This is a genomic window from Paenibacillus sp. SRL342, from assembly GCF_984798905.1.
On record NZ_OZ481790.1, the window covers coordinates 3985204 to 4000745 of the forward strand.

Annotated in this window: 14 protein-coding genes; 4 read left to right on the plus strand and 10 right to left on the minus strand. The window is 46.9% G+C overall.

The genetic code is table 11. The features are described from left to right. Nucleotides 1-2: 2 nt before the first annotated feature. Entirely contained in the window at nt 3-1016 is a 1014-nt protein-coding gene (locus AC4E8D_RS17390) for an aldo/keto reductase (protein ID WP_490204993.1), read from the minus strand. 153 nt (nt 1017-1169) lie between these two features. Here AC4E8D_RS17390 and AC4E8D_RS17395 point away from each other — a divergent pair, with 153 nt between their 5' ends. From AC4E8D_RS17395 to AC4E8D_RS17410, 4 genes are all read left to right on the plus strand, one after another. Continuing rightward, nucleotides 1170-2375, plus strand: coding sequence for a cytochrome P450 family protein (locus AC4E8D_RS17395; protein WP_490204994.1), 1206 nt, complete (start codon nt 1170-1172; stop codon nt 2373-2375). Nucleotides 2376-2408: 33 nt separating this feature from the next. Then, nucleotides 2409-2750, plus strand: coding sequence for a ribosomal protein L7/L12 (locus AC4E8D_RS17400; RefSeq protein ID WP_237174968.1), 342 nt, complete (start codon nt 2409-2411; stop codon nt 2748-2750). Nucleotides 2751-2921: 171 nt separating this feature from the next. After that, a complete protein-coding gene (locus tag AC4E8D_RS17405; RefSeq protein ID WP_036613842.1) occupies nt 2922-3206 on the plus strand; it encodes an ArsR/SmtB family transcription factor in 285 nt (94 codons plus the stop codon). Between the two features lie 231 nt (nt 3207-3437). Continuing rightward, nucleotides 3438-4622, plus strand: a complete 1185-nt coding sequence (locus tag AC4E8D_RS17410) for an MFS transporter (protein ID WP_449004913.1) — start codon at nt 3438-3440, stop codon at nt 4620-4622. Between the two features lie 108 nt (nt 4623-4730). Here AC4E8D_RS17410 and AC4E8D_RS17415 read toward each other — a convergent pair whose 3' ends face one another. From AC4E8D_RS17415 to AC4E8D_RS17455, 9 genes are all read right to left on the minus strand, one after another. Next, entirely contained in the window at nt 4731-5486 is a 756-nt protein-coding gene (locus AC4E8D_RS17415; RefSeq protein ID WP_062834752.1) for an SDR family NAD(P)-dependent oxidoreductase, read from the minus strand. Nucleotides 5487-5809: 323 nt separating this feature from the next. Then, nucleotides 5810-7537, minus strand: a complete 1728-nt coding sequence (gene poxB / locus AC4E8D_RS17420; RefSeq protein ID WP_490204995.1) for a ubiquinone-dependent pyruvate dehydrogenase — start codon at nt 7535-7537, stop codon at nt 5810-5812. A gap of 255 nt (nt 7538-7792) precedes the next feature. Continuing rightward, nucleotides 7793-8554: an SDR family NAD(P)-dependent oxidoreductase gene (locus tag AC4E8D_RS17425; protein ID WP_221821496.1), complete on the minus strand. Its 762-nt coding sequence runs from the start codon at nt 8552-8554 to the stop codon at nt 7793-7795. A 149-nt stretch (nt 8555-8703) separates the two neighbouring features. After that, on the minus strand, nt 8704-9009 hold the full coding sequence (locus AC4E8D_RS17430) for a Dabb family protein (protein ID WP_221821497.1): 306 nt from the start codon (nt 9007-9009) through the stop codon (nt 8704-8706). A gap of 149 nt (nt 9010-9158) precedes the next feature. After that, nucleotides 9159-9410 (minus strand): type B 50S ribosomal protein L31, encoded by a 252-nt coding sequence (locus AC4E8D_RS17435; protein WP_062834756.1) that lies wholly within the window; start codon nt 9408-9410, stop codon nt 9159-9161. Between the two features lie 144 nt (nt 9411-9554). Then, a complete protein-coding gene (locus AC4E8D_RS17440) occupies nt 9555-9803 on the minus strand; it encodes an HPr family phosphocarrier protein (protein WP_017688214.1) in 249 nt (82 codons plus the stop codon). Nucleotides 9804-9987: 184 nt separating this feature from the next. Further along, complete coding sequence (locus AC4E8D_RS17445) at nt 9988-11055, minus strand: NAD(P)-dependent alcohol dehydrogenase (RefSeq protein ID WP_490204996.1); 1068 nt, start codon at nt 11053-11055, stop codon at nt 9988-9990. An 81-nt stretch (nt 11056-11136) separates the two neighbouring features. Next, the gene (locus tag AC4E8D_RS17450; protein ID WP_490204997.1) at nt 11137-13284 is read right to left on the minus strand and encodes an alpha-glucuronidase family glycosyl hydrolase; all 2148 of its coding nucleotides are present in this window, start codon (nt 13282-13284) and stop codon (nt 11137-11139) included. Continuing rightward, complete coding sequence (locus tag AC4E8D_RS17455) at nt 13281-15470, minus strand: glycoside hydrolase family 52 protein (protein WP_490204998.1); 2190 nt, start codon at nt 15468-15470, stop codon at nt 13281-13283. Before AC4E8D_RS17455 ends, AC4E8D_RS17450 begins: the two co-directional genes overlap by 4 nt. Nucleotides 15471-15542: the final 72 nt, after the last annotated feature.

Here is a 15542-nt window from a genome sequence, read left to right on the forward strand (position 1 = left end):
ACTTACATTCTACGCCCGCATGAAGCCGAATACAGCTCGTACCAATCATAGCGGGTAAGCTCAATATTCGTTGCATCACGACAGGCCAGGATACGTTCTGGTCGAATCGAACCAATGACAGGTTGTATCCCTGCTGGATGCTTCATTAACCAAGCCAGTACAATAGACTCCGGTGTAACTCCACGCTCCTTGGCCATTCGATCAACCAATTGAGCCGTATGCTCAATCTCTGCGCGCTGTCCCTCAACCACCCTGCCAGTAAATCGCCCCTGAGCTAGTGGACCCCAAGCCTGCAGTTGAATATGCTCTGCCTGACAATATTCCATCGTGCCATAGGGAAACACGTTGTCTCTGGCTTGCGGCCGATTTACCGTTACACCAGCTTCTACGAATCCGATTTTGTCCAGACTCATCTCCAGCTGGTTCACAATCAGAGGTACTTTACTATGAAGCTGAAGAAGGCGAATCTGTTCAGAACCCATGTTGGACACACCAAAATGGCGCACTTTACCGGAATGATGCAGCTCAGCCAGTGCTTCTCCTATCTCTTGCGGATGGGCAAGTGGATCAGGACGATGTAACAGCAAAATATCCAGATAATCGATCCCGAGCCGTTCCAGAATACCGTCCACACTCGCCAGGATATGTGCAGCTGAGGTGTCATAACGTTGCGGTCCTTCATCATCACCTACAAGACGTATACCACACTTCGACTGTATAATGATCTGCTCACGCAAGCCAGGAGTTTCGGATAAAACTCGCCCCAAGACATGCTCTGCCTTACCACGTGTGTAAATATCCGCCAAATCAAAGTGATTAATGCCTATTTCGATAGCTGCTTCTACCGCTCGATGACCTTCTACCACAAGATCTGAAGTAATGGGGAGCCCATCCCATTCACCCCCAAACCGCATACACCCAAGAACAATTCGACTTGCCGGAATCTGGTGGTGATGCAAAGGAAGTTGTGCGTAAAACATGTCAGCGTTCACCTCATTTTCATTTTTACCAAGCATAATAACCGATTCTCTCTACCATGTCTTCTTCCATCTTCCTCTATTTTCCTGCTCTATCATCTATATGAAGAAGAAACAAGGTTTCAAAAGCTTGTGTATTGAATATATAGAGGGTGCAGGTATTATGCAGGAATATGAGAGGAGATTTTGCATTTGAACCCGAATGAAGCCAACGAGTTCTCAAAGCCAGCTTTTTTCACGAAAGAATTCACGCATAACCCTTACCCGGTGTATGAAAAGTTAAGAAAAGATGAGCCCGTTTTCAGAATCATGTTTCCTCATGGCGAATTCGGCTGGATTATTACCCGATATGTGGACGCAGTCCAGATCCTGAAAGATCCTCGCTTCAGCAAAGACATGGTCCGACGTTACGGCGCTGAGAATCAAAGCATCTTCTCCAATAATATGTTATTCTCCGATCCGCCGGATCATAAACGTCTTCGTGGACTTGTGCAGAAAGCATTCACACCCAAACTGGTCGCAGACATGCGGAGCCATATTCAGGACATTGCTGATGAACTGCTGGACAACCTCCCGTCACAGGAAAAAATGAATCTGATCGATGACTTTGCCTTCCCGCTGCCCATCATTGTCATTAGTGAAATTTTGGGAGTCCCTCTTGAGGATCGTGACAAATTCCGCATCTGGTCCAATACGATTATTGATGCTTCCATAGCCGAGAGCGCCGAGCTGTTTGAGCAGCATGCCAGGGAGTTTACGGATTACCTGACGGCCTGGTTTGCGAAAGTTCGCCGAGATCCCGGCACTGATCTGATCAGCCAGCTCGTCATTGCGGAAGAATCCGGGCAGCAGTTAACTGAACAAGAACTGCTTGGCGTTGTCTCCTTATTAGTCATCGCGGGCCATGAAACGACTGTTAATCTCATCGGCAATGGGATACTTGCTCTGTTGGAGCACCCTGAGCAACGCGAACTGCTCATCAAGCAGCCGGAGCTTATTCACAACGCCATTGAAGAGATGTTGCGCTACAATGGTCCGGTGGAGTTCAGTACTTCTCGATGGGCTTTGGACGATATCGAATTCCGTGGACAGCATATTGCTCAAGGTGAACTTGTTATCGTTGCGCTTGATTCCGCTAACCGGGATGAGGAGCAGTTCAAAGATCCTGATGTCTTTGATATTACCCGCGAGAAGAGTTCGCATCTGGCATTTGGCACAGGCATTCATCTCTGCCTCGGAGCGCCCCTTGCTCGTCTGGAAGGTGAAATTGCGGTCAGCACACTTCTGAATCGTTTTCCAAATATGCAGCTTCAGGCTGACGTAAATGAACTCGAATGGAGACCTGGTATGATTGTTAGTGGTGTCAAGGAAATCCCGGTCAACTTAAATAATGGCTAAATATGAATAAATGAAAGTGAGGCACCTTACATCATGGAAATGAACACCTTGGTATGGATCGTTTTGCTGCTTCTGATCCTTGTGTTACTGGTCAGAGTCACCAGCCTGCAACGCCAATTGAATGAATTGAAAAGAGATGTGGAGCGTCTGGAGAACGGTTCAACCGCAGGCGCACGCTCAGACTTCAATTACACCTTGTCGCCGAAGGAAGCATCTCCTTCCCACACTAGCCAACCAGCCCAAACGGATCTGGATCAGGAACTGCTTACACTTATACAACAAGGGAAAAAAATTATGGCGATCAAACGACTGCGTGAAGCCAGAGGTCTTTCGTTGAAGGAAGCCAAAGACTATGTTGATTCTCTGGATCAGTAATATACAACTCACATAACTCTCGGGGGAAGTCACTCCAGACTTTCTGCTGTTAACACAGACGCAGTAGAAAGTCTGGAACCTTCGTCCGAGATTTTACTTTTCAAACGACATATGCTACTGTTATTTCTATATTACTAGAAATAAGAAATAAAGACGAAAGGACAAATTATCATGCAATCAAACTCAAATGAGATTGAACAAGTCGTCAAAATTCATAAAGCGCTGGGCGAACAAACACGCTACAAAATCATTCAGATTTTATCGGGCGAAAGCAACCTGTGTCCTGCCGATCTGGAGAGCCGCCTTGTTACGGTTGCCCTATCGACTCTGTCTCATCATCTGAAACAGCTGTCCGATTGTGGTCTGCTTACATCGCAAAAGAAAGGTACGTATATCTACTACAGCCTGAACACGGAGACCGCACAAAAGTTTGTTCCCTATCTGCTAAATAAATAAAAAATTTGAGTTGTATTTCTATATAATTAGAAATATTGAAACAATGTACAATATTCATTAGTAGAACGAGGTCATCTAAGTTTACGCTTATACCAATATTCATTATCTAGGTTGTAGCATTACCATTCGCGCAGATGGGTTGCATTCAGAGCATTCATGTCTTGTTCTATCGTCTTTATTTCTATATTTCTAAAAATATAATAATTATAATCAGAAAGAGGTTATGTTTCCATGTCTTCTACGCTCAAAATCTATGTTCTTGCCTTGGTCAGTTTCCTTGTGGGAACGTCCGAATATGTCATTGCCGGTATTTTGGATCGTATTGCACATACCATGAATATCTCTTTAATCGCTGCCGGACAGCTCATTACGATTTTTTCACTCGTATATGCGCTAGGTACACCTGTCATTATTGCACTGACTTCGCGCTGGGACCGTCGCAAGCTGTTGCTATACTTCCTCGGTCTATTCGTTGTGGCTAATGTTCTTGCCTATCTGTTGCCGGGTTATGGACTGTTCGTCGCAGCACGAGTATTGATGGCTTTGGGCGCGGGCGTTGTTGTTGTCACGGCATTAACGGTTGCTTCCCAAATAGCGGCAGAGGGCAAACAAGCTAGTGCAATCGCCACAGTAATCACTGGATTTACGGCTTCTTTGATCGTTGGCGTTCCGCTCGGAAGGCTTGTGGCTGCATCTTGGGATTGGAAGCTTGTTTTCGCCGGTATCGCCGTTCTTGGCATTCTCGCCATGCTGGTGATCGCGGCCGCCATTCCGCCTTCCAAAGCAGAAGCACCTGTTCCACTGAAGAAACAACTGTCTTTGCTCAAACAGCCACGAATTGTACTGGCACTGCTGGTGACATTTTTCTGGTTAGGTGGTTATTCCATTGCCTACACGTACATTTCACCTTACCTTGTATCCGTTTCAGGAATGAGCGAAGCACTACTCAGTTCAGCTTTACTCGCATTTGGCATAGCAAGCCTGATCGGTTCAAAAGTTGGAGGATTCAGTGCTGACCGATGGGGTGTCAAACGAACGCTAATCACAGGCATGACTTTGCATATCGTGAGTCTGGTCCTGTTGAATATAACGGCAAGCTCTCATCTCGCTGTCTTCCTTGTTCTGATTTTGTGGTCTTTTGCCGCCTGGTCTTCGGGTCCAACTCAGCAATATAACCTGATCACCATGGCTCCGGAATCCTCAGGCATTATGCTAAGCCTCAACAGTTCGGTGATGCAACTGGCGATGGCTGCCGGCGCAGGTATTGGCGGAATCGTGGTCAGCAACGTTTCATTATCATCCATTACCTGGATTGGCGCTGTCGGGGTTGCTGTTGCCATCATCATCGTTATAGGCTCGTATCGTTCAGCATCTGTAAAAAGTATACAAACCAATACAACGCACAACGTTGCATAATATGCATTCCTAGTACAAAAAACAAACCAAAAAGAGAGGCACTGTATGTATACAGCAGCCTCTCTTTAACCATTTTAACGGCTATTCTATTACCGATAAGCAGAACTCCTATTGAGCCGTAACTGCACCATCGATCGGATATACTGCACCATTGATATATGGCGCTTCATCTCCAAGCAGGAAGGAAACCAGATTAGCGATCTCTTCCGGTCTGCCCAGACGTCCAGATGGAATGCTATCAACGGTTGCCTTGAACACTTCAGGGTTGTCTTTACCGAACTGAACAACCATCGGTGTCTCAATAGTACCTGGTGCAATCGCATTTACACGAATGTTGTCCTTGCCATATTCAATTGCAGCTGTGCGGGTCAAGCCCACTACGCCATGTTTGGTTGCTGCGTATGGTGCAACTGCGGGTACACCAACAATACCGGCTGTGGAAGCCGTGTTCAGAATAGAACCCCCACCTGTTTTGAGCATTTCAGTAATTACATACTTCAACCCGTAGAATACACTTCTCAGGTTGATATCAATGATCTGGTCAAACTGCTCAATCGTATGTTCAATCAGCTTGATCCCAGGACCTGCAATACCTGCATTATTAAAGAACATGTCGATTCGTCCGAACTCTTCGACTGCTTTTTTTACGTAATTCTCCACTTCAGGTGCTTTACTCACGTCTGCTTGTACAAAAATAGCTTTACTTCCCAGCTTCTCAATCTGCTTAACCGTTTCAAGACCTGTCTCTTCGACAAGATCCACAACGACAATGGATGCACCCTTCTCAGCCAGCTTCAGTGCTGCTGCTTGGCCCAATCCACTTCCTGCTCCAGTAATAATGGCTACTTTTCCTGCGTGACTCATTTTGATCTCCTCCATGTGTGTGTGTCATCTTGTGATTGGATCGATGAATACGATATGAAACGTACTTACATGCAATGATGCAATATGTAGGTCAAAAATGGCATAAAACCTTCCTGACTTTACCTATTCTAATAGACTTTCGACATAAAAACAAATCATATAATATGTATTCATACTATATAACCTGTCATATTTTCAGCATTTTTATTGAAGGAGCACACAACTATAACGTCTTGTTGCATGCTCCTCTTTTACATATACAATATTTTTTAAGTTGGTATCTATTCAACTTCAAACGGTGCATATCCGCTTATCAAAACACTTTAACGCAGCAAATTGGTTTTTGCCAATTCAATAATTTCGTCACCGCGTCCGTTGAGCACGGCTTTCATCATCCATAAGGTGAATCCTTCCGCCTGTTTGATATCAATCTTCGGAGGTAAGGACAATTCCTGACGATTCACCACCACGTCAATCAACACAGGACCATCATGCTGAAGCGCACGCTGCACAGCTCCTTCCAGTTCATCCGGATCCTCAACCCGAATACCTTCCATGCCCATGGCTTGAGCAACCATCGCAAAGTTGGGATTGACAAGCTCTGTTCCAGATTCCAGGAATCCGGCAGCTTTCATCTCCAACTCAACAAAACCGAGCGCTCCATTATTAAACACCACAACTTTGATCGGCAGATTATGCTGTTTCAGTGTCAACAGATCACCCATCAGCATCGTAATACCGCCATCACCCGACAACGAGATGATTTGTCTGCCCGGATCAGCGACCTGAGCACCAATTGCCTGTGGCAAAGCATTTGCCATCGTACCATGACTGAATGAACCGAGCAGCCTGCGATTACGAGACATCTCGATATAACGGGCCGCCCATACTGTCGGAGTTCCGACATCACAGGTGAAGATGGCATTTTCAGCTGCGGCATCACTAATGACCTTGGTCAGGTACTGCGGATGGATGGGCTTTTTACCCGGTTTTCCAACGGCCAGCTCGTCCAGATCTTTGCGTACTTTCACATAACGATCCACACTTTTACGCAGATGTTTGTCACTGTGTTCCTCTGTCAGATAAGGAAGCAAAGTTTCAATGGTCGCTTTCACATCCCCACATACGCCGTAATCCAGCTTCGTGCGCCGACCCAGATGGGAAGATTGAATGTCGACCTGAAGGACTTTCGCATCTTCGGGATAGAATTGACGATATGGGAAATCCGTTCCCAGCATTAATAATACATCACAGTCCATCATGGCATGATAACCGGATGAATACCCAATTAGACCCGTAAGACCCACGGAATAGGGGTTGTCATACTCCAAATATTCCTTGCCTCGTAGCGCAATAACCATCGGGGATTTCAAGCGATCACAGAGCTGCATAAGGGGTTCCCGAGCGCCTGCGCAGCCTGCACCGCACAATAACGTAATTTTTTTGCCTTGATTCAGATACTCCGCCAGTTTCACGAGTTCAGTCTCAGAAGGATGTACCACGGGATTGGTCGCATGATACACATGCTCAGGCACAGGCAGATCTGCTGCTTCAAGTCCTGCTACATCCCCCGGCAATACAACGACAGACACACCTGAACGTGCGACTGCTGTCTGAATGGCCATCGTGAGAGAACGCGGCATCTGTTTTGCTGTCGTAATGACTTCACAATAATCACTACATTCCTGAAACAGATACTCCGGATGCGTCGCCTGAAAATATTCACTGCCAATCTCGTCACTTGGGATATGTGCAGCGATGGCGAGTACAGGCACACGATTGCGATGACAATCGTACAGACCATTGATCAGATGCATATTACCAGGACCACTGCTACCTGCGCAGACAGCAATACTTCCACTGACCTGAGCGTCCGCCCCAGCAGCAAATGCAGCTACTTCTTCATGACGTACATGAATCCATTCGATCTTGCCCGAACGACGAATGGAGTCGAGTACCGCATTCAAGGAGTCTCCAACAATGCCATATATGCGTTTGATGCCAGCGTTCAATAAGGATTCAACCAGAACGTCCGCGACTGTTTTTTTCATAAGTGATGGGTCTCCTTTAATTGCTCATTTTGATTATGTTTCCACTCTGTTAATATACCTATTCTTATACCCCAATCTTCCGAAAACCGAACCAACTCATATGTATGTCTGGATATATGAAACAAAAACCTGCCCCTTGAACAGTTATTTCATTGTTAGCAAAATGCCAAAAAATCCGCTTGTCGAATGACAAACGGATTACGGTTAAACTCAGTTTATTCATTTTTATGTGATTCCCCGAATCCAAATCAGACACTAGATAGCAGGCATCACATTGCCACCACTTACCGGGATATAGGCACCAGTGATAAATGAGGACAGATCCGAAGCGAGAAAAGCTACCGCATTGGCGATCTCCTGATCCTCACCCCTGCGCTTCAGCGGCACAGTACGTGTATATGCCTCATCATGTCCAGGCTCACTAGACCGATCACGTTCGCTTATCGTCCATCCAGGTGCAACCTGGTTTACGGTAATCTGATACTCGCCAACCTCCTTGGCAAGTACGCGATATACACCATCCATTCCACGCTTACCAGCGGTGTAGGCCGATTGATGAGCGAAATTTTGCATTGCACATTCCGTATTGATGCCAATGAACCGACCGGCTCTGATATCTTGCATATGTGGAATAAAAGCTTTGGCAAGATAGACACTCTGCATGACACAGGATTCGAACTGGCTCAAGTAATCTTCAGGAGACTGTTCCAACACCGTTGTCCATTCATATTGAATGACCGCATTGGCAACAACGATATCGACTCCGCCGAAGATAGGCTGAATTTCATCACGCATCCGCAATGCCGTATCCTGCTTTGTAATATCCCCCTGTACAATTACAGCCTTACGACCGAGTGCTTCAATCTCACCTTGAAGCTCCCGAGCCTTGGTATCATTATTTATGTAATGTAGAGCCAGATTGGCGCCACAGGCTGCCAACGTGCGGGCGATGACTCTCCCCAATTGTCCGGTTGCTCCTGTAACCAGAGCCGTTTTTCCTGAGAGATCCAATTGCATAACAGCGAAAACCTCCTTGAATTAATTTTCCGAAAACGATTTCGTAAATATGTTTATTATCTCTCACAATTACGCATCATTCAGAGAGATATACAGCATTGTTCAATGCTGTATATGGTAGTTCAACTTTTTCCTATATGAGGAGACTATTAATTATGATGTTGAATAAGATCAATTTCCTGGAAGCGGCTGACTTCCTTTTCCCAACGCTCTTCTACATATTGACGGTGAACCGGGTGATTGTTATATGCATCATACGCAGCCTGATCTGCAAAGACCATCGAGAAGCTGTAGTCAAACTCATTCTTCTCACTTACCTGTCTCAGAATCTGAAACTGCTCTACGCCAGGAATGACAGCCAGTGCATCCGAACTTTCCTTCAAAAAGGCTTCGGCCTCCGGTGTATCTTTACCCGCGTAAAGTGTAAACGTTACCATATGTGTGATGCTGCTCATCTCTATTTCCTCCTCCAATATGTTCGTACTCTGTTTCCTAGTGTACATCCGAATGTGTTGTAAGCGCAATAATTGGTTGAATTAATTTTTAATGTACACAAAAAAACCTCAGGACAAATCCCGAGGTTTTTTGCAATGTATGGACAAACTTATTTGTTGATGTTGTATTTACGGTTAAATTTATCAACACGGCCACCGATATCCACGTTTCTTTGTTTACCAGTGAAGAACGGGTGGGATGCGGAACTAGTGTCCACACGGATTACTGGGTAAGAGTTACCGTCTTCCCATTCCATAGTTTCGTTAGAGAACTTCGTGGAAGAACTCAGGAATTTGAAATCAGCACTTGCATCGTAAAAAATTACGAGTTGTGTCTTTGGATGGATGTCAACTTTTGGCATAATCTATTTACACTCCTTTAATATGGGTACTTCTTTAGAATCAAACTACATTTTATTATACTCTTTTTTTGGACAAAGTACCAGCAGGTTTTGAGGAATAGCTAAAAAAAATATGATATCTGTGATTTTGCACCTAATCAGGTGTCACGCCGTCCCTTTCTCCAGTACATTCAACATGTACTCCAAAGCCTCCAGTTCATCCCTGCCTCTTGTCTGTAATCTGACAACACTACCATATCGAATGGGTAGTAACGCCATTCCAAGCAGGCTTTTGACATCTACACGATGCTCATGCTCAGACTCCATATACGACAAAATAATATCCGAGGAAAAACGTGACGCTTGAGAAGATACCGACATCAGATCATCCCGATGAAAATCAGCGTGTATCATAAATTCATGTACTCTCACAACCTTCAGTTCCTTTCGCTAAGTACTTATTCACCAATATGGTGTGTATCCATTTATATATTAAAATCTTCATGAATTATACCATGTTATGGGAGCTTGACCCATACTTTTTTGTGAAAAAAACAAAAAAAGAGTCCTGAACCGCAGGACTCTTTCCAGGTTGTTCTTACATACCGTTCGGATATACCATGACCTTCAGACTGCCGCTTTTATTGTGTAATGCGCGCTCCATCGCTTGCTGTGTCTCTTCGAGTGAATAACGATCTGTAATCAGGGAAATCACGTCATGCTGGCCGGAGCTCAGAAATTCAATTCCTGCCGGATACGTATTGGCATAACGGAATATGCCATAGATATCAACTTCATTGTCTGCGATAAAGGGAACATTGAGTGCGATCTCGTCCTGTGCAGGCAGGCCCACAATCGCAAGTTTTCCTCCACGTCGAAGTGAATACAGAGCAGATTGTAGCGCCTTTGGATTCCCCGCTGTTTCCCATGCGGTATCAACACCCACACCACCTGTTAACTCGCGAATCACAGCCAGCGCATCTTCATTCCGCACATTAATGGTATGCGTGGCACCCATGCGGCGAGCTGCTACCAGCCTAACTTCCTCCAGATCCGTTACTATGATCTTCTCTACACCGAAAGATTTGGCAGCAGCCACGGCCATGAGTCCAACGGGACCCATGCCCATAATCGCCAGGGTTGTACCCGGAGCCAGTTTGCTGCGGCGTGCAGCGTGAATACCAACTGAGAATGGCTCGTTCATAGCTGCTTCCTCATAAGACAGATGATCGGGGATCGGGAATACCATATCTTCACGCATCACCATGTATTGTACAAATGCCCCATCCACCGGAGGGGTCGCTAGAAATTGTACATCCGGACACAGGTTATAACGACCTTCTTTGCATGCCGTGCAACGTCCGCAAGTCACCCCAGGCTCAATAGCAACCCGATCCCCTGTTTTGAGACGTGATACGTTCGAGCCAACAGCAGCAATGATCCCCGCACACTCATGACCCAGAATGATCGGTTTCTCCACCACAAATCTGCCAATGCGTCCATGTTCAAAATAATGCACATCCGAGCCACACACCCCGACAGCCATCACCTGGATTAATACCTCATCCGCTGCCGGTTGCGGGACGGGTTGTTCCTCAATAATAATGTGTCCTGGCTCTGTCATGACAGCGGCCTTCATGGTCTCAGGCAGTTGATATTGTCCCATACGGTTCTCCTCCTCATGTATGTCCATGCTGTCTATTCTACATCAAAGAAAACAAGGTATCTTCTTTCTTCACTTCACCAATCAATAGATTGTTCGACCTTGTTCATCCGCAATGCCGCTCTTGCGATAGAAGTACGTATTGATCATGTCACGCCATTCCTTCGCATGTTCGGCCTGATTGTCCTGTAATGAAGCAACTTTGCTGAAAATAACCGGGTCGATTTTGCCCTCTAACCCTCTCCATGTCTCGGCTAACGCCTCCGCCTGCGCAACACCTTCAAAGTGTGTATCATAAATATGCTGAATGACCGTTTTACCCGAATGCAGAACATGGGTGTACGGCACATGATGGAAAAATAAGATCAGCTCATCCGGACAGGTGTCTACGGACTCATAACGATCAGCATTCTCAGGGTGATACTGTGAAGTGTATCCTGTACCGCTCTTCACGGTTCGATCTACACCAATGCCATGACAATCGGCAAAATGATACGTTCCCCATTTGGAATACTCGTATCCATCTACATTCGGCCCGTAATGATGTTCCGGATTAACCATCCAACCCACACCGAGAGGCGCAGTATAATTCTCATAGATATCTAGTGAAGTCAAAAGCATGCCGGTAACCTGCCGCACAACTTCGTCTTCATGTCCAAATGTGAGTCTCACCCACTCATCGGCAATCTCTTCCGCGGACAGCTCCGGGTTCCACGCAAGTCTTCCATATCCATATAGATTCGCCTGCGCGAGTGGATGTCCTGTCCAACAGGCATCTGCACCAATATTGGATACTGCGGCGAAGCCACTGTATGGTCGTTTATACAGAGAACCGTCCGCAATTCTCTTGATCTCTGAACCTTCACCTTTGGCATATGTGTCAAAGTCCAATACTTCTTTCCACTGGGGAACCAGATAACAGAGATGACGTTGTTGCCCGGTATACTCCTGTGTAATCTGAAATTCAATCACCTGATTTGTATTTTCCATGGCGCCGAACAACGGGGATACCGCCTCTCTCACCTGAAAGTCCATCGGCCCGTTTTTGATCTGCAAAATGACATTTTCGGCAAAACGCCCGTCCAGCGGCGTAAAGTGGTCATAGGCTGCCCGCGCACGGTCTGTGGAACGATCCCGCCAGTCCTGCTTGCAGTTATAGACAAAGCAACGCCAGATGACCAATCCACCGAATGGCCGAAGGGCTTCAGCCAGCATGTTCGCACCATCGGCATGATCACGGTTATACGTGAATGGTCCCGGACGATTCTCGGAGTCTGCCTTGATCAGGTAACCGCCAAAATCCGGAATCACTGCGTACACCTTGGCCGTTTGAATGTTCCACCATTCCCGTACCTGCGCATCCAGCGGATCAGCCGTACGCAATCCACCAATCTCAATTGGACTTGCGTAGTTGGCGCTCAGGAACAATCGAATGCCATACGCTCTGAATTCAGCTGCAACCTTTGCCACATCACTAAGATAACGTTCCGTCAGAAACAGACTCTCACGGCGGTGTACATTGACGTTGTTGATCGATATGGCATTGATTCCCGTGGAAGCGAGTAAACGTGCGTAATCCCGGATCCGTCCCAAGTCCAGCGTGAATTCCCCGTTATCATAGAAAATGGATTCTCCTGCGTAACCACGCTCAATGCTGCCGTCCACGTTATCCCACTGATTAATCATCCGTAGCGCATTGGTTGGCTGCTCTCTAATGAAGCTCCACTTATTCACAGCGTCATCCGCCTCATGTGCTCTTCCTTGATCCATTGTCAGCTCTCGAAGCAGATGGAATGCACCATACAGCACACCTTGGGGAGTCTCTGATCCAATGACCAGTAAACCTTCGGTCTCGTTCTCACGAATGATATACCCTTCCCCTTGAACAGTTGAACGCTCTGTCTCGCTGAACAACCCAGCCACGGAATCGCTCCCTGTCCAAGTGCCGATTCGTATTGCGGGAGCGGAAGCATGACTGTCCCGTTCACTTTCCTGAGTATCAGAAAGATGACTGACCGACGGTTTCACGCCATATAACCTCTCCAGTCCCCGTGAAAGTTCGGTCAGAGCTGTTGTAATTACTCCATGGTTCTCTTCCACCAATATCAGCTTGCTCCACGCAGGAGCCGTCTTTTGAGCAAGTCCATTCGCTTCTGGCAATTCGGAGTGATACCCCAGCCACGCATCGTACTGTGGACCTGACAAGGCAGATTGAATGACGGATTGGCTCATTGTACCGCCTCCTTGCTGGCATAGATCTGCCCAAGGTGATTCCCTTTTCCTTCGAGTAGCCATAGAATCGACGTTACACCACGCGGATAGTACTTGCTGCCAACCGCTACACCAGACAGGATCTGGTCACTCCAGCACCAGTAGGATTCCTCCGGATGCAGCAGCCAGTTGACATGAGCCGCGTCTGCTGCCTTGCCTGTCTCATTCCATTTCACACCCAGCAGCTCTCTAGCGATAAACTGGGACAAATAGATTTTGCTCAGCCACGAGTTATTGCTTGTTGAGGACAGTTTCCAGCCTCCATCTTCGAAAAGACATGCTCCCGGTACAAGAACCGTGTTCAGATGAGTTTGGAGTGCTTTCAGATAAGGTCCAAAACGACCATTGACATCCAGTGCTGCTTCACAGCCTGTAAAGTACGGGAACACCAGACCTTCAATCGCCGGAATGATTCGAGAATCATTATTTTCTGCAATAACAGCTGGAATGTAGCCGCCATCAGTCAACTGTGCAGCAATACTGGCAGCGCAGCGATCCGCTTGAAGCCCTGCTTGATGGGACAGATCTGCCAACTTCTCAGTTGCGAACAGCTTCTCCAATGCGACATAGACCGCCCAACATTTACCCGCCAGATAGATATTATTGCGAGACTGTCCAAGTGACACATCCAGGCTGTCGTAGGTTGTAATCTCCGCTCCACCTTGGGTACGGCTGCTATCGAGACCCATCAAACCGTTACGCTGCTCAGCGTCGGGATGGTCACGATTAAGCATGCTTTCGAAGCAATCCTGGATAACAGGCAACATGTTTTTCACAAAAGCTTGATCCTGTGTCTGTTCAATGTATACTGTCGCGCAGCAGAGCCAGTTCACCAGTTCCTCGTGGCTCATCTGTGAGAAGCAGTCGTCAATGCCAACCAGCTCATATGCCGAGTGTCCAGGGCGTGAGAAGACATTGGCAACACCAATATCATGGGTAAAGGTGATTCCGCCCGGATATAACTTCTCTTCCCCCGGGAAACGAACCTGATCCGTATAACTGTATCGTTTCACAAACCACTCCAGCTCATTACGCACCGTCCATGGATTCAAGGCAAGCTCGAAGTACAACTGATCAGCCGTCAGATCAAGTGTGTTCATCATCCGATACTCCCCTTCGTTCACCACCCAGAGTGGCTCACCATCGGCATCCAGCAATTGAGTACTGGCATAATAGCTGTGAATGGAATGAGCAAGCATGAATGATTGATCTTCGGTCAAAGCAGCCGATCCAAGGCGTTGTTCAACCTCTCCACAGGATGCGGTCAACTCACTGAAGCGTTGTAGTGCATACTCTCCTGCTGCCTGAATATCGGAGAAGTACCGCGTATACCAATACGTTGTGTCCATTCCGGTCGTCACAATGCCCCCGCGATAGAAACATACTGCGAATTGATACGTACGTTTCTCTCCAGCCGGAACCTCCATCAGTAGTGCAGCGGTTGAGCCAAGTCCAAATGCCAGATTCTCCCGATGTTTCTCCTGCAACAGTTTCTCCAGCGTAAATCCGCGTGCGGGCCACAGTCCGTCATCTGCAGACATAATTGCTGTAAGTCGACCTTGTCCCACACCTGTGATGGAACCACCTTCCGGTCCCCCAATCAGACGCATCGCAGAGTACGGATCATTGCCCTGATAGCCAAAGTAGGCTTTGCGGGATTGTTGACCTTCCGTATTGTCAATCGTCATCTCAACCAATACAGCTGGTACGAGCGCATCCATTAATTCTTCACGATCCCCATTCGTTGGATCAGGTACTGGACGTACAGGCGAGTAGATACGGAACGTCAGATCTCCAGCAGTCCACGTATCCGTACCTGAGGTAAATTCACGGGTAATCTCTTCATCGCGAAAAGCCGTAATAAGAGGTTGTTGAACTTTGGTCGCGTTTGTCGACGCCGGGTCCCCATTCTCCAACTTCTCTACATCATAGCGGCTGCTCTCATCCTCGGAAGCTTCATAAAAAGGAAGCGCCTGATAATTGTCGCCATCGCGAGATTGTAATCCAATATATACATTCTGGTCAGCCGGCTTGCCGAGTTCAAGACCCAGCCCGCCTTTGGCTCCTTTGTAACCCAGTGTAAAACTCGCAAAAGCACCAATCGGTGCGTGATGTGCATTATAAAAGATGGATTTGAATGTGCTCATGAATCATAACCCCTCTCAGAATGGTATGCATACGTTTTCATTAGCCCCATCCTAACACGTGGTTCCACCTCC